Here is a 17,149-nt window from a genome sequence, read left to right as displayed (position 1 = left end):
GACTTTTGCGCTTCCGCCCAATTACGGTAAATTGTCGCCTTCATCGATAACAATAAATCTGGCCGGAAGTGCCAACCGGTAACTATCCCGGGTATCTTCCGGTCATTTCACGGGGCGACAATGACCGCAATTCCTACTTTTTACTCTTTCCATGCGACTTCAGGGCGTTGGACGAATCTCGCAAGTCTTACGTCGCGCCTGTTTGGCCTGATGCTCTTGCTCGGCGTTTCTTCCACTGCTTCAGCAGAAAATCTGGCGGTTCAGGCGGGCTGGCTGTTCGACAGTGAAACCGGACGGCTACTAGAGAAGCGCACCGTGCATGTGGTTGACGGCAAAGTGGAGTCTGTTGAACGGGGGTTTCTGCAGCGGGAAGGGGAGCGGGTAATCGACCTGCGCGCTTATTCTGTGCTGCCCGGCTTGATGGATATGCATACGCATCTCGCCTATGAGTATGGCCCGCGCACCTATACCGAGACTTTTACCTGGAACCCGGCTGATTACACCCTGCGTGCGGTAAACACCGCTGAGCGCACGCTGATGGCCGGGTTTACCACGGTTCGGGATCTGGGGGACAGCGGCAATGTCACAGTGAGCCTGCGCAACGCGATTAACCGTGGTGATATTGTCGGGCCGCGCGTTTTCACTGCGGGAAAATCCATTGCCACTACCGGCGGGCATGCAGATCCCACAAATGGATACCGAATGAGCCTTATGGGTAGTCCCGGGGCCGCCGAAGGCGTTGTGAACGGTGTTGCCAGTGCCCGGCAGGCAGTGCGTCAGCGTTACAAAGATGGCGCCGACCTGATCAAGATTACGGCTACAGGCGGCGTGCTGAGTGTGGCGAAGAGTGGTCAGAACCCGCAGTTTATGGAAGACGAACTCGAAGCGATTGTGGCCACGGCAAAGGATTACGGCTTCACGGTAGCGGTGCACGCCCACGGCAAGGAAGGAATGGAGCGGGCGATCAAGGCCGGCGTCGACTCTGTTGAACATGGCACCTACATGGATGACCAGACCATGGCGTTAATGAAAGAGCACGATACCTGGTATGTGCCCACGCTGATGGCGGGCGAGTGGGTTACCCACAAGTCGCAGGTGGATGGATTCTTTCCGGATATGGTGCGGGTCAAGGCTGCGGCAATTGGGCCGCTAATACAGGACACTTTCGGTCGCGCCTACCGCAAAGGATTGAATATCGCGTTCGGCACCGACTCCGGGGTGAGCCGTCACGGCGATAATGCTCAGGAGTTTGTACTGATGGTGCAGAGCGGGATGACCCCAGGTGACGCTATTCGCTCTGCGACCTGGAATGCGGCGCAATTGCTGAATGCCCAGGATGAGCTGGGTAGTGTCAGTGCGGGAAAATGGGCCGATATGATTGCGGTGGAGGGAAATCCGCTGGAAGACATCGCTACCTTGCAGAATGTTCGTTTCGTAATGAAAAGTGGAAAGGTATACAAACAGCCAGAGTGATGGCTATACCCAGCTCCCCTGGAATTCCCCAGGGGAGCTGGCTAAAGCTTATTTCGCCAGTTCGAACACCAGCTCCAGGTTGACGGAAACGCTGGTTTCACCCGGCGCGATGGGGGTGCTGGCTGCATCTTTGGCCATACCCATTTCTGCGCGCATCATTGGTCGTGGCATGCCGCCGTGGCTGCCTTCTGAAATGCTGACAATCCTAACGACTTTGGTGCCCAGGGAATCCGCATAAGACTCAGCGCGGGCACGGGCCAGCGCCAGGGCCTGTTCCCGAGCTTCGCTCAGCAGCGGTTCCGGCTCGCCGATGGAGAAGCTGGGGCCATGAATCTGGTTGGCGCCCGCCGCGGCCAAGGCATCAATCACCTTGCTTAGCGATTCCAGTTTGCGCACCGTGATGTTCACGGTGTTGCGGGCCTGGTATCCGAGCAGCTGGCGCTCTCGATTTGGCTGGTAATCGTAGCGCGGGGACAGGCTGATACCGCTGGTTTGCACATCCTTGTCTTCGATGCCGGCTTTTTTGATGGCTTTCATCAGGTTTTCCATCTGCTCGGCATTGGCCTGCATGGCTGCGCCGCTGTCTTCCGCTTCGGTAATCACACCAGCAGAGAGATCAGCAATATCCGGCGCACGGCTGGCTTCGCCCTGAGATGAAATGGAAATCAGCGTGCCTGAGCGGTTGCCTTCGGTGCTGTTGCCGCAGCCGGCGGTGAAGGCCAGAAGGCCGGCGAGCAGGCCGGCCGAAAACAGTTTGACAGTGTTTTGCATGGCGAATCCTTATATTGCCAGAGGTACTACAAATTACATTAAACGGTGATGAACCGATGTGTAATGGTGTCCATTGTTATCTGAAAAAGATGAATCTCACGTGAACAGCCGCTCGAACGATTCTTCCTGCGGGTGGTAAATTGCAAAGCCCAGTCTCAGTAACTGCTGTCGACGATCGCAGAGCACATTTTTCTTCCGCAGTTCCGCCTGCAGCTCTTCTGCGTTCTGTGCAGAGCCGCAGCGGAATGTGAAAAAGTGGCCATGGCCATTTTCCAGGTCGTGATGAATCAGGTTGCCGCGATTCAGCAGGGGGTGCGAAGCGGCGTCCATTGCCGCGAGAAAGCGTTGCTGGTTGCCCTGCACGTAGCGATGAATCGTTTCCACGGAAATATTATCGCGCTTGAACATGTCCAGAACCGCCAGCGCCTTGTACAGGGGGGAGTAGTCCATGGTGGCGCCGGCGAAGCGCAGCCAGTTGTCGCCGTAACCCACGCCTTCAGCGCGGTTCTCCAGCTCGGCCATTTCCGCAAACCAGCCGGTATTCAGCGGGCGAAGCTGGCAGCCGCGGGGTACTGACATGAAACACATGCCTTCACCGGCACCCAGGTATTTGTATGAGCCGGCGGTGTAGAAGACTTTGTCGGCGACAGCGCTGAGATCCGTCGGACGCGCAAAGAACGCGTGATATCCGTCGATCACCATCTGGGTTGCGTCGGGCTTGCGCGCCGCGATTTCCAGCAGTTGCGGGAAGGCTACGCCTGAATCGAAGAATACCTGGCTGGCGTAGGCCAGTTGGTAGTCGCCTGTTTGCAATTCCTGTTCGAAGCGCTGGGGCAGGGTACCGAAAGGCTGTGTCGGGACGCGCACCACCTCAACGCTGGTATGTTCTTCGAGGCGCAGTAACTGGCGTGCGAAGCTGTAAAACTCCCCGTCGGTGGTCAATATTCGCAGGGGCTTGTTCAGGTCGAAGGCGCTCAACAGCCGGTACACAAGCTCGTGTGTATTGGGGGCGAGCGCAATCTGTTCGGGTGCTGGCAAATTCAGCGTGTCGGCAATTGCTCGCTGGAAAGCGGGAATTTTTTCCCCAAAGATAATCTCCCATTTTGCATCGGCCAGCTGGGCGGCCTCATGCCAGTACTGCTGAATCGCGTCCAGGGTCACATCCGGCCAGTAGTGATGGGAGTGGCATGCCATGTGCAGCATGGCTTCGGGGCATTCTGGGGAGGCAGCATTTTGTGCCGCCTGCAAAAACTGACGATAGTATTTTTGGTACATTTCGCTCTGGTATCTGATTTGGTTACCGATTAAGTTGTCCCGCGATTGTAATCCCGCTAAGGAGGACCTGCAGTGGAATATTTGCACACTATGGTGCGTGTCACCGATCTGGACGAATCTTTGAAGTTCTATTGCGACAAGCTCGGCCTGGTCGAAGTGAGCCGCAATGACTACGAAAAAGGCCGGTTTACCCTGGTGTTTCTCGCTGCGCCCGGCGACGCAGAGGCAGCCCGTGAGAGCAAGAGCCCCTGTGTGGAGCTTACCTACAACTGGGATCCTGAGTCCTACTCCGGCGGTCGAAATTTTGGCCACCTTGCTTACCGGGTAGACAATATTTACGAGACCTGTCAGCGCCTGATGGATATGGGGGTGACCATCAATCGCCCGCCACGGGATGGTTATATGGCCTTTATCCGCTCCCCGGACAACATCTCCATCGAATTATTGCAAAAGGGTGATCCCCTTGAACCCCAGGAACCCTGGGCGTCCATGGAAAATACCGGGGAATGGTGATCTCGCCCGTGAAGCAGAGAAGTTGTGTAGTACTTGCTGGTGCCAATGCGGCGCGCCGGGTGCGCGAAGAGGGGTTGCATCAGGGGCAGGTTTCCACCCTGGTTGGCGCCTCCGGTGGCCCCAAGTGGCTGGCCATCAGTCAGCTTGATCGGGTGTTGATCAGCGAGTTCTTCCGCGATCGCACGGCGCCGATAGTGACCCTTGGGTCGTCTATCGGCAGCTTTCGCAATATGTGCTATGCCACCGCCAACCCCATGGAAGCGCTGGAAAGGCTGGAATACGGCTATATCAACCAGTCGTACGCGACGGATCGACCGACGCCCGCGGAAGTCACTGCGGCGGGGGAGGAGATTCTTCAGGAGGTGCTTGGGAGCACCGGTGCCCTGGAAGTCGCCGGTAATCCCGTTTGGCACAGTCACTTTGTCACTGTGCGTGGCCGCGGCCCCCTGGGCAGTGAGAAAAAGCTGGTGCTGGCACCGGCGCTGATGGCGTCAGCACTTGCCAACGCGGTGAGCCGGCGCAGTCTGAGCGCTTTCTGGGATCGGGTGGTTTTCCATGCGGGAGAGCAGCCGGGAATTGCCTTCGATCACCTCAGTACTACGAATATCCGCCTCAACCAGGAAAATGTCTGTGCCTCAGTACTGGCCAGTGGATCCATTCCGCTGGTGATGGCCGGAGTGCCGACACCGCACGGAGCGCCCTCCGGGAACTACCGTGATGGCGGTATTACCGACTATCACTTCGACCTGAGTTTCCAGCACCCGCAGGGGCTGGTTCTGTATCCGCACTTTTTCCCGTATATGGTGCCGGGCTGGTTCGATAAAAGCTTCCGCTGGCGCTGGGTGCGCGGCGGGGCCATGCAGAATGTGATTCTGGTGGCGCCATCGCCAGCCTGGGTTGCCAAATTGCCCTTCGGAAAGATTCCTGATCGGGACGATTTCATCAAGCTCACGACCGAGGAGCGACTTCGCTATTGGCACGCGGTGGTCGATGCGGCGAAATCTGTGGCGGAGGATTTCTTTGAAATGTGGCAAACTGGTGCGATCGCCGATGAGATGATCGAAGTCGGTGGAGACCAGGCACCCCACAAGCTGGCGATGTCTACCTGATTACCGAGCCGGTACATTTTCATGACTGAACCCGCATTCAACGAACCGCAGGAAGAGTTTCGCACCACGCAAGAGCGGGTGTATTACCAGGTGCGAGACGCCATCCTGCGGGGGCAGTTCCTGCCGGGGAAGTCCGTCACTATTCGCGGGCTTGCGTCGGAGCTGGACTGCAGTCCGATGCCAGTGCGCGAAGCGCTGCGCCGCCTGACCTCGGAGCGTGCACTGGAGCTGTCCGACACGCGTCGGGTCACTGTGCCCACCATGACTCGTGAAAAGCTGGACGAAATTTGTGCAGCGCGGGTGGCGCTCGAGTGCCAGGCGGCCGAGCAGGCGTTGCCCTTCGTCGGTGAGGAGGAGCTGTCGCAGTTGCGAGCGCTGGATGATCGGATTACCCAGGCGTTGGCCAGCAAAGACATGCAGGAGTATGTGACTGGCAACCTGGAGTTCCACTTTACCCTCTATCGGCTGGGGCACCCACACATCATTCTGTCCCTGATCGAAAGCCTGTGGTTGCAGACCGCCCCCCTGCAGCACCTCGTGTTCCAGCGGTTCGGTGTGCAGGAGTTGCCTGATCGCCACCAGGACCTGATTGAGGCCATTGCCAGCAAGGATATCCAGCGAGTGCGGACCGCGATTCGCCAGGATATTGAAGAGGGCCTGGGTTCTATTTCTGCAGAAGAGTTGATGCAATCCTGATGTTTAGTTATTTCCATATCCTGCTTCATGTACTGGTGCCTTTGGCTATTGCCTGGTTTTTCTTTCGCAATGAGTGGAAGAAAGCGGCCCTCTTTATGTTGGCAGCCAATCTGGTCGACCTGGATCATTTGCTGGCGAGCCCGATTTACGACCCGAATCGCTGCAGTATCAACTTCCATCCACTGCACACCATGTTCCCGATATCATTTTATGGGGCCATGATGTTCCTGCCCTGGAAGCCGGTGCGCTGGCTGGGTATTGGTCTGGTGACCCATATGCTGCTGGATGCGATCGACTGCGCCTTCTGAGAAGGCGCTTGAAATGCTGTTTTTTCCAAGCCCGCAAGCGATTCCGGGATCTCCTGCGCTGTTACGCTGGGATTCTTTCCGCTGCTAATGCCGGCCGCGCAAACCAGGATTCAGTGATTAAAGCGTTGTGTGTCTCTGGCTGTATGGGGGCATCCAGTCACGTATTCTGCGAGAGAGGGGCTTTACAGTTTTTTCTTCGCGTGATAAAAATTCGGTGAAGTTCAAAAATTGTTAACGGACTTCCAATTTATCCAATAAAAGTAAGCGCCATGAATACAAGCAATATGCAACTGATTGCTGCTATCGAGCGCTGCTCTTCTGACTACCATCTCAGCGAGTGGTTTGACGAGTAGCTTTCCCGCTTCGGCATAGCCGGAGTGCTCTGCGCCTGTGTGCGTGCTAATGAGCAAAGGGAAGCTGTGAGTCGGATTTTTTCTCCGCACTGATTGCTCTCTAAATTCAGGAAGAATCGTCGCCTGTGTGCGTCGCGGGATTCGTACGTCTTGTTTCCCGCAACACCCGGGCTGGTTTGCTTCTGTCCGGCTGCCTGGCAATCGGAGGCGCGGTATCGCCTTCGACAATCAAAACTCAATCGATAACACAGAGTTACATTACAGGGCAGGATCCCACAGGGAGATAAAAATGAATAAAAGAACCCAGCTTTACAGGGCAATTCACATTGCTATCGGTTGCTCAATGGTGAGCACCGCTGCGTTTGCACAGGAAACACCAACCGCCATTGATACGACGGTTGAAGAAGTCGTAGTTACCGGCACCCACATCAAGGGCTTGGACAAAGAAGGTGCGGTTCAGGTCGTGCAGATAGGACGTGATGATATCGAGGCGTCCGGAGCAACGTCACCCATCGAAATTCTTCAGCAGCTGACCCAGACCGGCGGAGGTGGCGGTACCTTTTCCACCGCAACGGGTGGTCCCCTTTCCAGCAATACCCCGGTGGGTGCTGCCGGTGTGTCCCTGCGGGGCTTGGGGTCTTCCGCAACACTGGTACTGGTAAATGGTCGTCGGGTGTCGGTCAGTTCTTTCGCCCGCGGTCAGGAGTCCTTTGTCGACGTAAACGCAATTCCTTTGTCAGCGATTGAGCGTGTTGAGGTTCTGCCCAGTGGCGCGGCCGCGACTTATGGTGCTGACGCTGTTGCCGGTGTGGTCAATTTTGTCCTGCGTGACGATTTTGAAGGCAGTGAAGTCAGTGTGACTCACGGAAACTCCACGGCCAGCAGCGACGAAAGTAAGTACAACCTTAACTGGGTGTGGGGGCACAAGGGTGAGCGCAGCCATACGATGGTGGTAGCCGACCTTTTTACGCGCAACGCCATGTATGATCGCGACCGTGCAATCAGTGCGAATTCGGTGCGGCCTTCCCAGCAAGGTGTTTATCCCAGCTTCAACGATCTTTACGCAATGTGGTATGACCAGACCCAGGGGCCTGATAGTGATGGCTGTCCCTCTGACCAGTTTGGCATGGGTGACTTTGGCGAGTTCTGTGAATTCAACACCAACGCCGTATCGGCGACCCAGGACGAATATCAGAGCGCGAGTATCGTCGGTACTTTTAATTACGATATTTCCGACAAGCTGGAATGGTTTAATACCCTGATGATTCAGGCCAGTGACTCCCGCGGTACTTCGTCGCCAGCGAACTTTTCCCGTGCCCCGTTCGACCCGGAAAGCCCTCTGTGGCCGGACGCCCTGAAGAACGATCTGGTGGAAGAGGGTTCCTTCAGCCCCGACGCGCCGACCAGCGAATTTTCCGATTTCTACGGTTACCCGATTTTTGCCTGGGGCAAATTCCCAGATCCACGAGCGGTTGAAGTGGAAAGCGAGTCCGCACGGCTGGTGACGGGGCTGCGTGGGGATGTTTCCGGTTGGGATTGGGAGGTGGCCGCGAACATCGGTCGCAGCGAGTCCGAACAGCGCGGCATTTCCGGCCTGTATAACTCTGAAGCGTTTTACAACGCCAGCCTCGGAAACCTGTGTACAGATGGCTCGGTGGTAAATCGCTGGGATGTGGATCTTGTGCGCCCGGGCGCGAGTTACGGTGCCGGTGAAACCTGTGAGGACATGGGTAAGGTCACCGCGTGGTACAACCCCTTCAATGGTCAGAGTGACCAGGTTCAGGCCATTGACCAGTTTGTTCGCACCGATGCCACGCGTCGCGGTGAATCCAGTCTGTATGCGCTCGACGGCAATCTGTCCGGTAGCTGGATCGAGCTTCCGGCGGGTGCAATTCAGGTCGCTGTGGGTGCCGAATTCCGGCGCGAATCCGTCGTCGATCGCCCCTCAGGGGAAGCGTTGAGCACGACGCTGAATCCGGAGCCGGTGCTTGGTTTCAGCTCGACGGCAGCAGATGCGGCCCGCAACCAGTGGGCTGTCTACACCGAACAGATGATCCCGCTGGCCACCAATACCGAATTGCAGCTGGCACTGCGCTACGACCATTACGACAGCTTCGGTGGCGATACCAATCCGAAAGTCGCACTGCGCCATGCTTTCAGTGATGCAATTATTTTCCGCAGCAATTGGTCAACTTCATTCCGCGCACCGTCATTGGCGCAGATTGGTGCAGGCACGCTGCTGTCCAGCTACACCGTGGACTGTTCCGTGACCCCGGGCGCCTGTGGCGGTGACGCGAGTGCCGATGGCGAGGCGTTGCTATCAGAGGAGGTGAGCAATGATCAGTTGCTGCCAGAAACCGCCACGACCTGGGGCGCAGGTTTCCTGATCAAGCCGGCGGCCGGAACAGAGCTGTCCATCGACTACTGGAATATTGAGCACAAGAATCTGATCGGGGTGGAAGAGGACGATTTTATTTTGCGAGCGCTCGCCGGTGAATTCCCGGTGGTTGAGGAGGGCGAGCTGCTTCCCGGTCAGCCCGGTCTGGAATTGGCGGGAACTACGGTTGTTGATGCTCACTTTCAGTTGACGAACCTGGGCTGGCAAAAAACCAGCGGCGTTGATATGGCGCTCACCCAGAGTTTCGATACGGATACTCTGGGCAGCTTCCGACTGTTACTGGACGCTACCTATCTGTCCGAGTTCGACAAACTGCCATCTGATGTGTTTGGGGTGGTCAGTGAGGCCGGCAATTACACCTATCCTCGCTGGCGGGCCAACACTTCCCTGCGCTGGCAGTATGAAGACTGGACGGCGACCTTGTCTGCGCAGTACGTCCACAGCTATAGGGACGACCCTTCTCCCCGAGTGCTTGAAGCCCTGGGGGTACCGGATAGTGCGGTGGTTGAGGTGGATGCCTGGACAGTGTTTGATCTCAACGTCAGTCGTGATTTTGACAACGGCAGCTGGTTGAGTCTGCGCATGGATAACCTTCTGGATGAAGAGCCTCCTCTGGTACTCGGTACCAGCGCCAACGTGGATCAGTTCAACCACAACTCCCTCGGCCGTTTCTTAACGGTAACGTACGGTTACGCATTCTGACCGTATCTTTGCAGTGGGTTGCGGGGCGCTTGAGTGGGCCCCGCGATCATTTGCCTGTTCTATATAACATTGGTAATTGCTTATGCATTCCACAGACGCGCCGGCGTATACATCGCCTGCAGACAACACTGCGTCCCGCTGGGAAATGCCGGATACCTATCTGATTCTTTTTGCGGTTGCGCTGCTGGCGTTTGCCCTGAATTTCCTGATTCCCGCGGGTACTTATGACACCGTGATGACTCTGGTAAATGGTAGTGAGCGTCAGGTAATCGACCCGGGTACCTACCGGCAAGTGTCTCCTGAGCCCAATGGCATGGCATTGTTTGCCGAGGGCGGTGAGGTCGGCCTGCTGAACTTCGCTTTTGAGGGGATGGTGTCAGGCAGCAAGTGGGGCGCATCAATTGGAGTTTTTGCTTTTATCCTTTTGACCGGTGGTGCCTTTGGGCTGGTGTTCGCCAGTGGCTCTGTTGAGCGCGGTCTGTTCCAGGTTATAGCCGGGAATCGCAAGGCCGGGCCAGTTTATCTGGTAATCCTGTGCGTGCTTTTTTCTCTCGGTGGCGCAATTTTCGGAATGGGGGAAGAGGTGATCCCATTCACTCTGATTCTGGTGCCGCTGCTGATTTCAATGGGCTATGACAGTATCACGGCGCTGTTGGTCACATACGTGGCGACTCAGGTCGGCTTTGCTACCTCATGGATGAACCCTTTTGGTGTGAGTATTGCGCAGGGCATTGCCGGTGTGCCGCTGATGTCAGGCAGCGTGCCGCGCATGCTGTTGTGGCTGCTGGCCACCTCCGGTCTGGCAGGCTATGTCGTGTATTACGCACGCAGGGTGCAGTCTGCCCCTGTGCTTTCACTGGCGCACAGCTCGGATCGCTACTTTCGTGAAAAAGCCGCGCCGATAGAGCAGTTGCAGACGATGGTACGTGGAGATGGCTGGGTGCTTTTGCTGTTTGCTGCCGGTATCGGGTGGATGATCTGGGGTGTTGTGACGCGCGGCTATTACCTGCCGGAAATTGCCAGTCAGTTTTTCACCATGGGCATTGTCGTCGCCGTTGTGGCCATTGGCTTTAGGCTCAATGGGTTGACGGCGAATCGCGCGGCGGTAGCCTTCAAAGAGGGGGCGCAGCAACTTTTACCGGCGGCAATGGTGGTGGCACTGGCGAAAGGCATTGTGCTGCTGCTGGGAGGCGATGACCCCACGGCGCCGAGCGTGCTGAATACCGTGCTGCACTGGGCGGGCAGTGGGCTTGCCGATGTGTCTGGTGGGGTGTCCGCCTGGTTCATGCTGGTGTTCCAGACGGTGTTTAATTTTTTCATCACCTCCGGTTCCGGTCAGGCGGCTCTGACCATGCCGATCATGGCGCCACTCGCCGACTTGGTCGGAGTAACCCGTCAAACTGCGGTGCTCGCATTCCAGTTGGGCGATGGCTTCACCAATATCATTGTGCCTACCTCTGCGTCATTGATGGGTTGCCTGGGGGCGGCGCGGTTGGACTGGGGGATTTGGGCGCGTTTCATTCTGCCGCTGCAATTTTTCCTGTTTGCTCTTGCCTCGGCAGCGGTGCTGCTGGCGGCAGTGTTCGGATTCTGAAAATAGTTTTTATATGTCTTTTATTACCCTGATTAAAAACGCGCAGGTATATGCGCCTCGTGCCCTTGGTCTGTGTGATGTGCTGGTGGCGGGAAACCGCATCGCGAAAATTGACCAGAGTCTTGAGCTTTCGGCAAGTATCGGTGCAACCGTGGATGCCGACGGTGCCTGGTTGATCCCGGGGCTGGTCGACTCGCTGGTGCATATCAATGGCGGCGGCGGCGAAGGTGGATTTGCTTCCCGCACCCCGGAGCTTCAGATACGTGATGCCCTGGGCAGCGGTGTCACCACGGTTGTCGGTGCTCTCGGTACTGATGCGGTGACCCGCACCCTGCACGATTTGTATGGCAAGGCGCGCGCACTGGACGCACAGGGCCTCACCTGTTTTATGCAAACCGGCTCCTATCAGGTGCCGGTAAATACACTTACCGGCAGTGTGCGTTCTGACATCATGCTGGTGGATCCGGTTATCGGTGTGGGTGAACTCGCGATTTCAGATCATCGCTCCTCTCATCCGACTCGGGACGAGCTGGTACGCATTGCCGCCGATGCCCGTGTGGCGGGACTGCTCAGTGGCAAGGGTGGCGTTGTCAGTGTGCATGTGGGGGGTGGAAGCGGGCTGCTGCATCCGCTGTTTGATGTGGTGGAACACTCAGATATTCCAATCACGCAATTTTATCCTACGCACATCAACCGCAACGGGGATCTGCTGGCGAACGGAGTTGCTTTCGCCCGAGCAGGTGGATTCATTGATTTCACCACATCAACAACGCCGGAAATTCTAGCGAGTGGTGAGTTTCGGGCCAGTCAGGCGCTGCGTCTCGCGCTGGAGCAGGGCGCCCCGGTGGACAAGTTGACGTTCTCCTCTGATGCCCAGGGCTCCTTGACCAACTTCTGTGATCAGGGTGGGCTGAAAAACATTGAAGTTGGTGATATCGGCAGCCTGTTCGATGAGTTTCGACTGGCGGTGCAGGAGGAGGGAATTGAATTCTCCCGCGCGCTCCAGGTGGTGACGTCCAACCCGGCGAGGGCTCTGGCGCTGCCGGGTAAAGGGGTGATCCGGGAGGGTGCGGATGCAGATCTTGTTCTGGTGGATCCCGACAGGTTCGCGATCACCCATGTGATGAGTCGCGGTGCCTGGAAGGTTTTCGATCGCCAGAGTTCGGTTACCGATGTGTTCGCGTAACTGTGTTGTCGCGGAATTGCGGCGTGCGCGCGACGGCTTGTACGGAAGCCACTTCCCTCCGTCGCACTAGTGGCTATTAATGAAATTGGATTTGGATGCCCGGTTATGAATTTTTACAGAATAGTGAGCTTGCAGTTTGCGTTAGCGCTAATGGTTTTCTCATCCGGCTGTGAGCAGTCAGCCGAAGATGATGGTGTCATGCAGGAGCCAGCGGTAAAGGTGACCGAAGGGGAAACAATTGCCGAATCTGCGGCTGGAAAGTTGCTGATCGTAGGTGGTGCACTGCGCAGTGACAATCAGTCCATATACCGAGCCTTCATAGAGTCTATGCCGGACGAATTGCCGGAGGTCGCTATTATTCCCGCGGCATCCGGTCGTCCAAGCCACTACGCGCGGCAGTTCGCCGATGATTTGCGGGCTTATGGCTTTACCGGTGAGATTAGGGTTCTGCCTATCGCGGTGCGGGATGATCCGCACAGCGAGGTGGATGAAGGCGGATGGCGTGATGGCGGCCGCGATCGGAAAGTTGCCAAACAGCTGAAGCGGGCGGGGGGGATCTGGTTTGTCGGCGGTGACCAGGGCCGGCTCACCCAGACCATGCTGGAAAGTGACGGCGGCGATACCCCGGTTCTCGCCGCGATCCGCGCGCAGTTGCGTAAAGGGGCGATTGTTGGGGGCACCAGCGCAGGCGCCGCCATTATGAGCAGAACCATGATCGCGGCTGGGGATTCTCTCAGCGCATTGACACTGCCGGGCACGGATCCCGAAGGGGGGATGGACGAGCTGGAGTCTGGCCGCCTGGTGTTGGCGAAGGGCTTGGGGTTTCTTCCGCTGGGAATCGTGGATCAACATTTTGACCGCAAGGGCCGTTTGGGCCGCCTGATTCGCGCCCTGGCGGAGCCGCAGGCGCTACCCGAGCGTGTGGGCTTCGGTGTTGATGAAGATACCGCGGTGCTGGTGGATCTGGCGGCTTTGGATATGCAGGTTTTGGGGGCCGGAAACCTGGTTCTGGTCGATGCCCGCCACGCGAACTTCTCAACGGGCGGCGGCCCGTTTGCGGCGTCGGGACTGCAGTTGTCGGTGTTGAGCAGCGGCGACCAGTACAACTGGAGCACCGGTGAGGTGCAGGTCACCGGCACGGCAACGGTTGGTCACGAGGCCACTGGCTATGTGGCCGATCAGGGTGCGGGGCTGGCTCTGCCAAATCAGCGCCTTGACCACCTGCTCGGGTTCTCCCTGCTGGACAACAGCGAGACCGGACTGTTGCGTCGCTACGCGTTTGACGAAAGCTCTGGCCGCGGTGTGCTGTTTGAGTTCCGCCAGACTGAAGACAGTCGCGGGTTCTGGCGCTACGGTTCCGGTACCAAAGACCAGTATTCGCTGCTGGGGGTAGAGCTCGAGGTCAAGCCTGTCCAAGTGAGCATTTCCCCTTTGCTGGCCACGGCCGTCGAGGTATCGCAACACTCACAGTAATCACGCCGCCACGGATGCCGTGGTTGGCAGTGACGTTCGGGGTGCGCGTTCCGCGCCCCCCAAATGCGCCTTTCTGTTTCCTACCTGCTTCACAAGAGTCTCCTGATGCCGCCTTGTAACTCATTGATTATTAAGTGATTATTTTCGTTCCTGTGACGGGGTTGTCGCCGTTGCGAGATACCGTCGGCCTGTCGAAAAGCCCCGGCGGACTATAGTGTAGGCACAATAATTTGCGGTTCTCGCTGATAGTCCTTGCGCAACCCGCTGGGCAGCCCCTAGAATGTGATCACATTTTCTAATCGCCAAAATTTGGCGATTGCGGTTATGAATCAGTGATTCAGGAGTGAGATCATGAACAAAAGCCAATTACAACAACACGATCGCGAGCACCTTCTGCACCCATTTACCGATTTTCACGACCTGGGTCGCCAGGGAACCCGCGTGATTACCAGTGCCGAGGGCGCTTACATCACTGATATCGATGGGCACAGAATGCTCGATGGCATGTCCGGTCTCTGGTGCTGTAACCTGGGCTACAGCCGTCGTGAGATCAGTGAAGCCATTTACGAGCAGCTTAACAAACTGCCGTTCTATAACAGCTTCTTCCAGTGCACCACCGTGCCGTCCATCGAGCTCGCTGACCTGCTGGCGGAAGTCACCCCGGCGCACATGAACAATGTTTTCTTCACCGGTTCCGGTTCTGAAGCGAACGACACCAACCTGCGCATCATTCGCCGTTACTGGGATCTGAAAGATCAGCCCGAAAAGCGCATCGTTATTTCCCGCAAAAATGCCTACCACGGCTCCACCATCGGTGGTGCCAGCCTGGGTGGTATGAGTGGTATGCACAAGCAGTTCCAGGCACTGGACTACATTGAGCACATCCAGCAGCCGTACTGGTTTGGTGAAGGTGGCGACATGTCGCCGGAAGAGTTCGGTATTTACGCGGCTCGCTGCCTGGATGAGAAAATCCAGGAGCTGGGGCCGGAGAAGGTGGCTGCCTTTATCGCCGAGCCGATTCAGGGTGCCGGCGGTGTCATCATTCCGCCGGAAACCTACTGGCCAGAAGTGAAGAAGGTTCTGGACCAGTATGACATCCTGCTGGTAATGGATGAGGTAATCTTTGGCTTCGGCCGTACCGGTCAGTGGTTCGGTGCCGATTACTACGGTATGCAGCCGGATTTGATGACCTTCGCCAAAGCCGTCACCAATGGCTACTTCCCGCTTGGCGGAACCATGATCAGCGACCGGGTCGCGGATGTCATCAAGTCGAAGGGCGGCGAATTTACCCACGGCTACACCTATTCAGCGCACCCGGCTGCCTGTATGGCCGGTATTGCTACCCTGAATATTCTGCGCGATGAAAAAATCATCGAAAACGTGCGAGACAACACCGGTCCTTACCTGGCGCAGCGCTGGGCAGAGCTGGCGGACCACCCGATCGTGGGTGAGGCGCGTAATCTCGGTCTCGTCGGCGCGCTTGAGCTGGTCAAGGACAAGGGCAGCCGAGCCCGTTTTGACGACAAGTGCACCGCCGGTACCGTATGCCGCGATATGAGTATCAAGAACGGCCTGGTGATGCGGGCAACCGGCGATACCATGATCATCGCACCGCCGCTGATCATTACCCGTGATCAGGTTGACGAACTGGTGGAAAAAGCGCGTCGCGCACTGGATGATACTGCCAAAGCAATGGCGTAATATCATCCGAACCTGCCCCGGCTCCAACAATGGGCATCGGGGCAGGACAATACCAGCTAACGCGAAAACAATTTATGGCAGTACAAAAACAATATCAGACGCCTGCGGATATCCTCGAAGCCTCCGAGGCTTTCTTGACCGAGTACCCGGATCTCAAGTGGATCGAGGGCTTCGCGTTCGATATCAACGGGGTTCCCCGCGGTAAATGGCTGCCGGCTGACTCCGCCCACAAACTACTGGCGGGCGGCTTGCAGATGCCGCGCAGTGCCGTGAGCCTGGATATCTGGGGTCGCGACATCGAAAACAGTCCACTGGTCTTCGCCAGTGGCGACAGTGATGGAGTCTGTCATCCGGTTTCCCCGATCTGCCTGGCGCCCTGGCACCGGGAGCAAACCGCGCAAATACATATGCAGCTGTATGAGGCTGATGGTTCAGAGCTTTACGCTGATCCACGCGCCCAGCTGCAGAAGGTCGTAGACCGCCTGGCCGACCTGGGTTACAAGGCGGTATGTGCTACAGAACTGGAGTTCTACCTTCTTAAGGAGGATATGGACTCGCTGGGGCACCCGCTGCCTGTGAGTGACAATGACTCAGAGTTGGTGCCATCGACAGATGTGTATGACCTCGCGGAACTGGACTCTCAGCGCCACTTTTTTGCGGATGTTCGCGCGGCCTGTGAGGAGCAGGGAATCCCCGCGGACTCGATCCTCTCTGAGTGTGCGCCGGGTCAGTTTGAAATCAACCTGCTGCATTGCGATGACCCGTTAAAGGTGGCGGATCAGACCCTCCTGTTCAAGCGCCTGCTGAAGGGCGTGGCGCGCAGCCACGGCCTGCGAGTGAGTGCAATGGCCAAGCCGTTTGGGGATCGCGCCGGAAATGGCATGCATGTGCATATGAGCCTGGTCGATGGCGAGGGCAAAAACGTCTTTGACGATGGAACGGATAGTGGCTCAGATCTTCTGCGTCATGCCGTTGCGGGGATGATGGCAACGGCAAATGATGCGATGGCGATTTTTGCTCCGCACAGCAACTCTTATCGCCGGTTTCAGGAAAGCAGTCATGCACCGCTCAATTTGTGCTGGGGCTATGACAACCGTACGGTAACCTTCCGCATTCCCGCCAGTGAAAACAAGGCGCGGCGCATCGAACACCGCATAGCCGGTGCCGATGTAAACGCCTACCTGGTTTTGGCGGCAATTCTCGCCGGGGTATGCCACGGGCTGGAAAATCGCTTGCAGCCGCCACCCGCGGTGGAGGGCGATGCCTACCAGGTTGAGAGCGAACAGCTGATCAATAACTGGGGCGGGGCACTGGAGCGATTCGCTGACAGCCCCATCTGGCAGAAGTATCTGGATCCTGAATTTGTCGATCTGTTTGTACTATTGAAGCGGCAGGAGCAGGCGGAAATCGGTGCGCGGGTGACCGATGTGGAATACCAGAGCTACCTGCAGCGGGTATAAACCCGCAGGGGAATTTCCCGGCGTTGATTGCGACCCGTATTGAAGGGGATTTGTGACAGAAGATTTGGCGGGGTGGCGAGCTCTGCTATACCTAAAAACAGACAGCTGCGGCTTAGCGCGTAGTGTGTCGCAAACTC

Annotated in this window: 13 protein-coding genes; 11 read left to right on the top strand and 2 right to left on the bottom strand. The window is 57.1% G+C overall.

Annotated features, from left to right (window positions below; genetic code table 11):
- Positions 1 to 120 precede the first annotated feature (120 nt).
- Positions 121 to 1,473, top strand: coding sequence for a metal-dependent hydrolase family protein (locus tag ACNKU7_RS04930; protein ID WP_418295852.1), 1,353 nt, complete (start codon positions 121 to 123; stop codon positions 1,471 to 1,473).
- 48 nt (positions 1,474 to 1,521) lie between these two features.
- On the opposite strand, the gene ACNKU7_RS04925 is transcribed toward ACNKU7_RS04930, so the two are convergent.
- Together ACNKU7_RS04925 and ACNKU7_RS04920 are read right to left on the bottom strand one after the other, a co-directional pair.
- A complete protein-coding gene (locus ACNKU7_RS04925; RefSeq protein ID WP_418295851.1) occupies positions 1,522 to 2,244 on the bottom strand; it encodes an SIMPL domain-containing protein in 723 nt (240 codons plus the stop codon).
- Between the two features lie 96 nt (positions 2,245 to 2,340).
- Positions 2,341 to 3,447 (bottom strand): aminotransferase class V-fold PLP-dependent enzyme, encoded by a 1,107-nt coding sequence (locus ACNKU7_RS04920; RefSeq protein ID WP_418295850.1) that lies wholly within the window; start codon positions 3,445 to 3,447, stop codon positions 2,341 to 2,343.
- Between the two features lie 144 nt (positions 3,448 to 3,591).
- Here ACNKU7_RS04920 and ACNKU7_RS04915 point away from each other — a divergent pair, with 144 nt between their 5' ends.
- From ACNKU7_RS04915 to ACNKU7_RS04870, 10 genes are all read left to right on the top strand, one after another.
- Positions 3,592 to 4,032, top strand: coding sequence for a VOC family protein (locus ACNKU7_RS04915; RefSeq protein ID WP_418295849.1), 441 nt, complete (start codon positions 3,592 to 3,594; stop codon positions 4,030 to 4,032).
- An 8-nt stretch (positions 4,033 to 4,040) separates the two neighbouring features.
- Complete coding sequence (locus ACNKU7_RS04910; protein ID WP_418295848.1) at positions 4,041 to 5,141, top strand: hypothetical protein; 1,101 nt, start codon at positions 4,041 to 4,043, stop codon at positions 5,139 to 5,141.
- A 21-nt stretch (positions 5,142 to 5,162) separates the two neighbouring features.
- Positions 5,163 to 5,837 carry a GntR family transcriptional regulator gene (locus ACNKU7_RS04905; RefSeq protein ID WP_418295847.1) on the top strand — a complete coding sequence of 225 codons (675 nt, stop codon included), beginning with the start codon at positions 5,163 to 5,165 and terminating at the stop codon, positions 5,835 to 5,837.
- A complete protein-coding gene (locus ACNKU7_RS04900; RefSeq protein ID WP_418295846.1) occupies positions 5,837 to 6,145 on the top strand; it encodes a DUF6122 family protein in 309 nt (102 codons plus the stop codon). The genes ACNKU7_RS04905 and ACNKU7_RS04900 overlap by 1 nt, the downstream gene beginning before the upstream one ends.
- Before the next feature lie 642 nt (positions 6,146 to 6,787).
- A complete protein-coding gene (locus ACNKU7_RS04895; RefSeq protein ID WP_418295845.1) occupies positions 6,788 to 9,598 on the top strand; it encodes a TonB-dependent receptor plug domain-containing protein in 2,811 nt (936 codons plus the stop codon).
- A gap of 82 nt (positions 9,599 to 9,680) precedes the next feature.
- Complete coding sequence (gene yfcC / locus ACNKU7_RS04890; protein WP_418295844.1) at positions 9,681 to 11,192, top strand: putative basic amino acid antiporter YfcC; 1,512 nt, start codon at positions 9,681 to 9,683, stop codon at positions 11,190 to 11,192.
- A gap of 13 nt (positions 11,193 to 11,205) precedes the next feature.
- On the top strand, positions 11,206 to 12,378 hold the full coding sequence (gene iadA / locus ACNKU7_RS04885) for a beta-aspartyl-peptidase (protein WP_418295843.1): 1,173 nt from the start codon (positions 11,206 to 11,208) through the stop codon (positions 12,376 to 12,378).
- Positions 12,379 to 12,507: 129 nt separating this feature from the next.
- On the top strand, positions 12,508 to 13,851 hold the full coding sequence (locus ACNKU7_RS04880) for a cyanophycinase (RefSeq protein ID WP_418295842.1): 1,344 nt from the start codon (positions 12,508 to 12,510) through the stop codon (positions 13,849 to 13,851).
- Between the two features lie 351 nt (positions 13,852 to 14,202).
- Positions 14,203 to 15,552, top strand: coding sequence for an aspartate aminotransferase family protein (locus ACNKU7_RS04875; RefSeq protein ID WP_418295841.1), 1,350 nt, complete (start codon positions 14,203 to 14,205; stop codon positions 15,550 to 15,552).
- A gap of 74 nt (positions 15,553 to 15,626) precedes the next feature.
- Complete coding sequence (locus ACNKU7_RS04870; RefSeq protein WP_418295840.1) at positions 15,627 to 17,012, top strand: glutamine synthetase family protein; 1,386 nt, start codon at positions 15,627 to 15,629, stop codon at positions 17,010 to 17,012.
- Positions 17,013 to 17,149 lie beyond the last annotated feature (137 nt).

It is taken from the genome of Microbulbifer weihaiensis, from assembly GCF_048323715.1.
GTDB lineage: Bacteria > Pseudomonadota > Gammaproteobacteria > Pseudomonadales > Cellvibrionaceae > Microbulbifer.
This window is presented reverse-complemented; position numbering and strand designations above follow the sequence as displayed.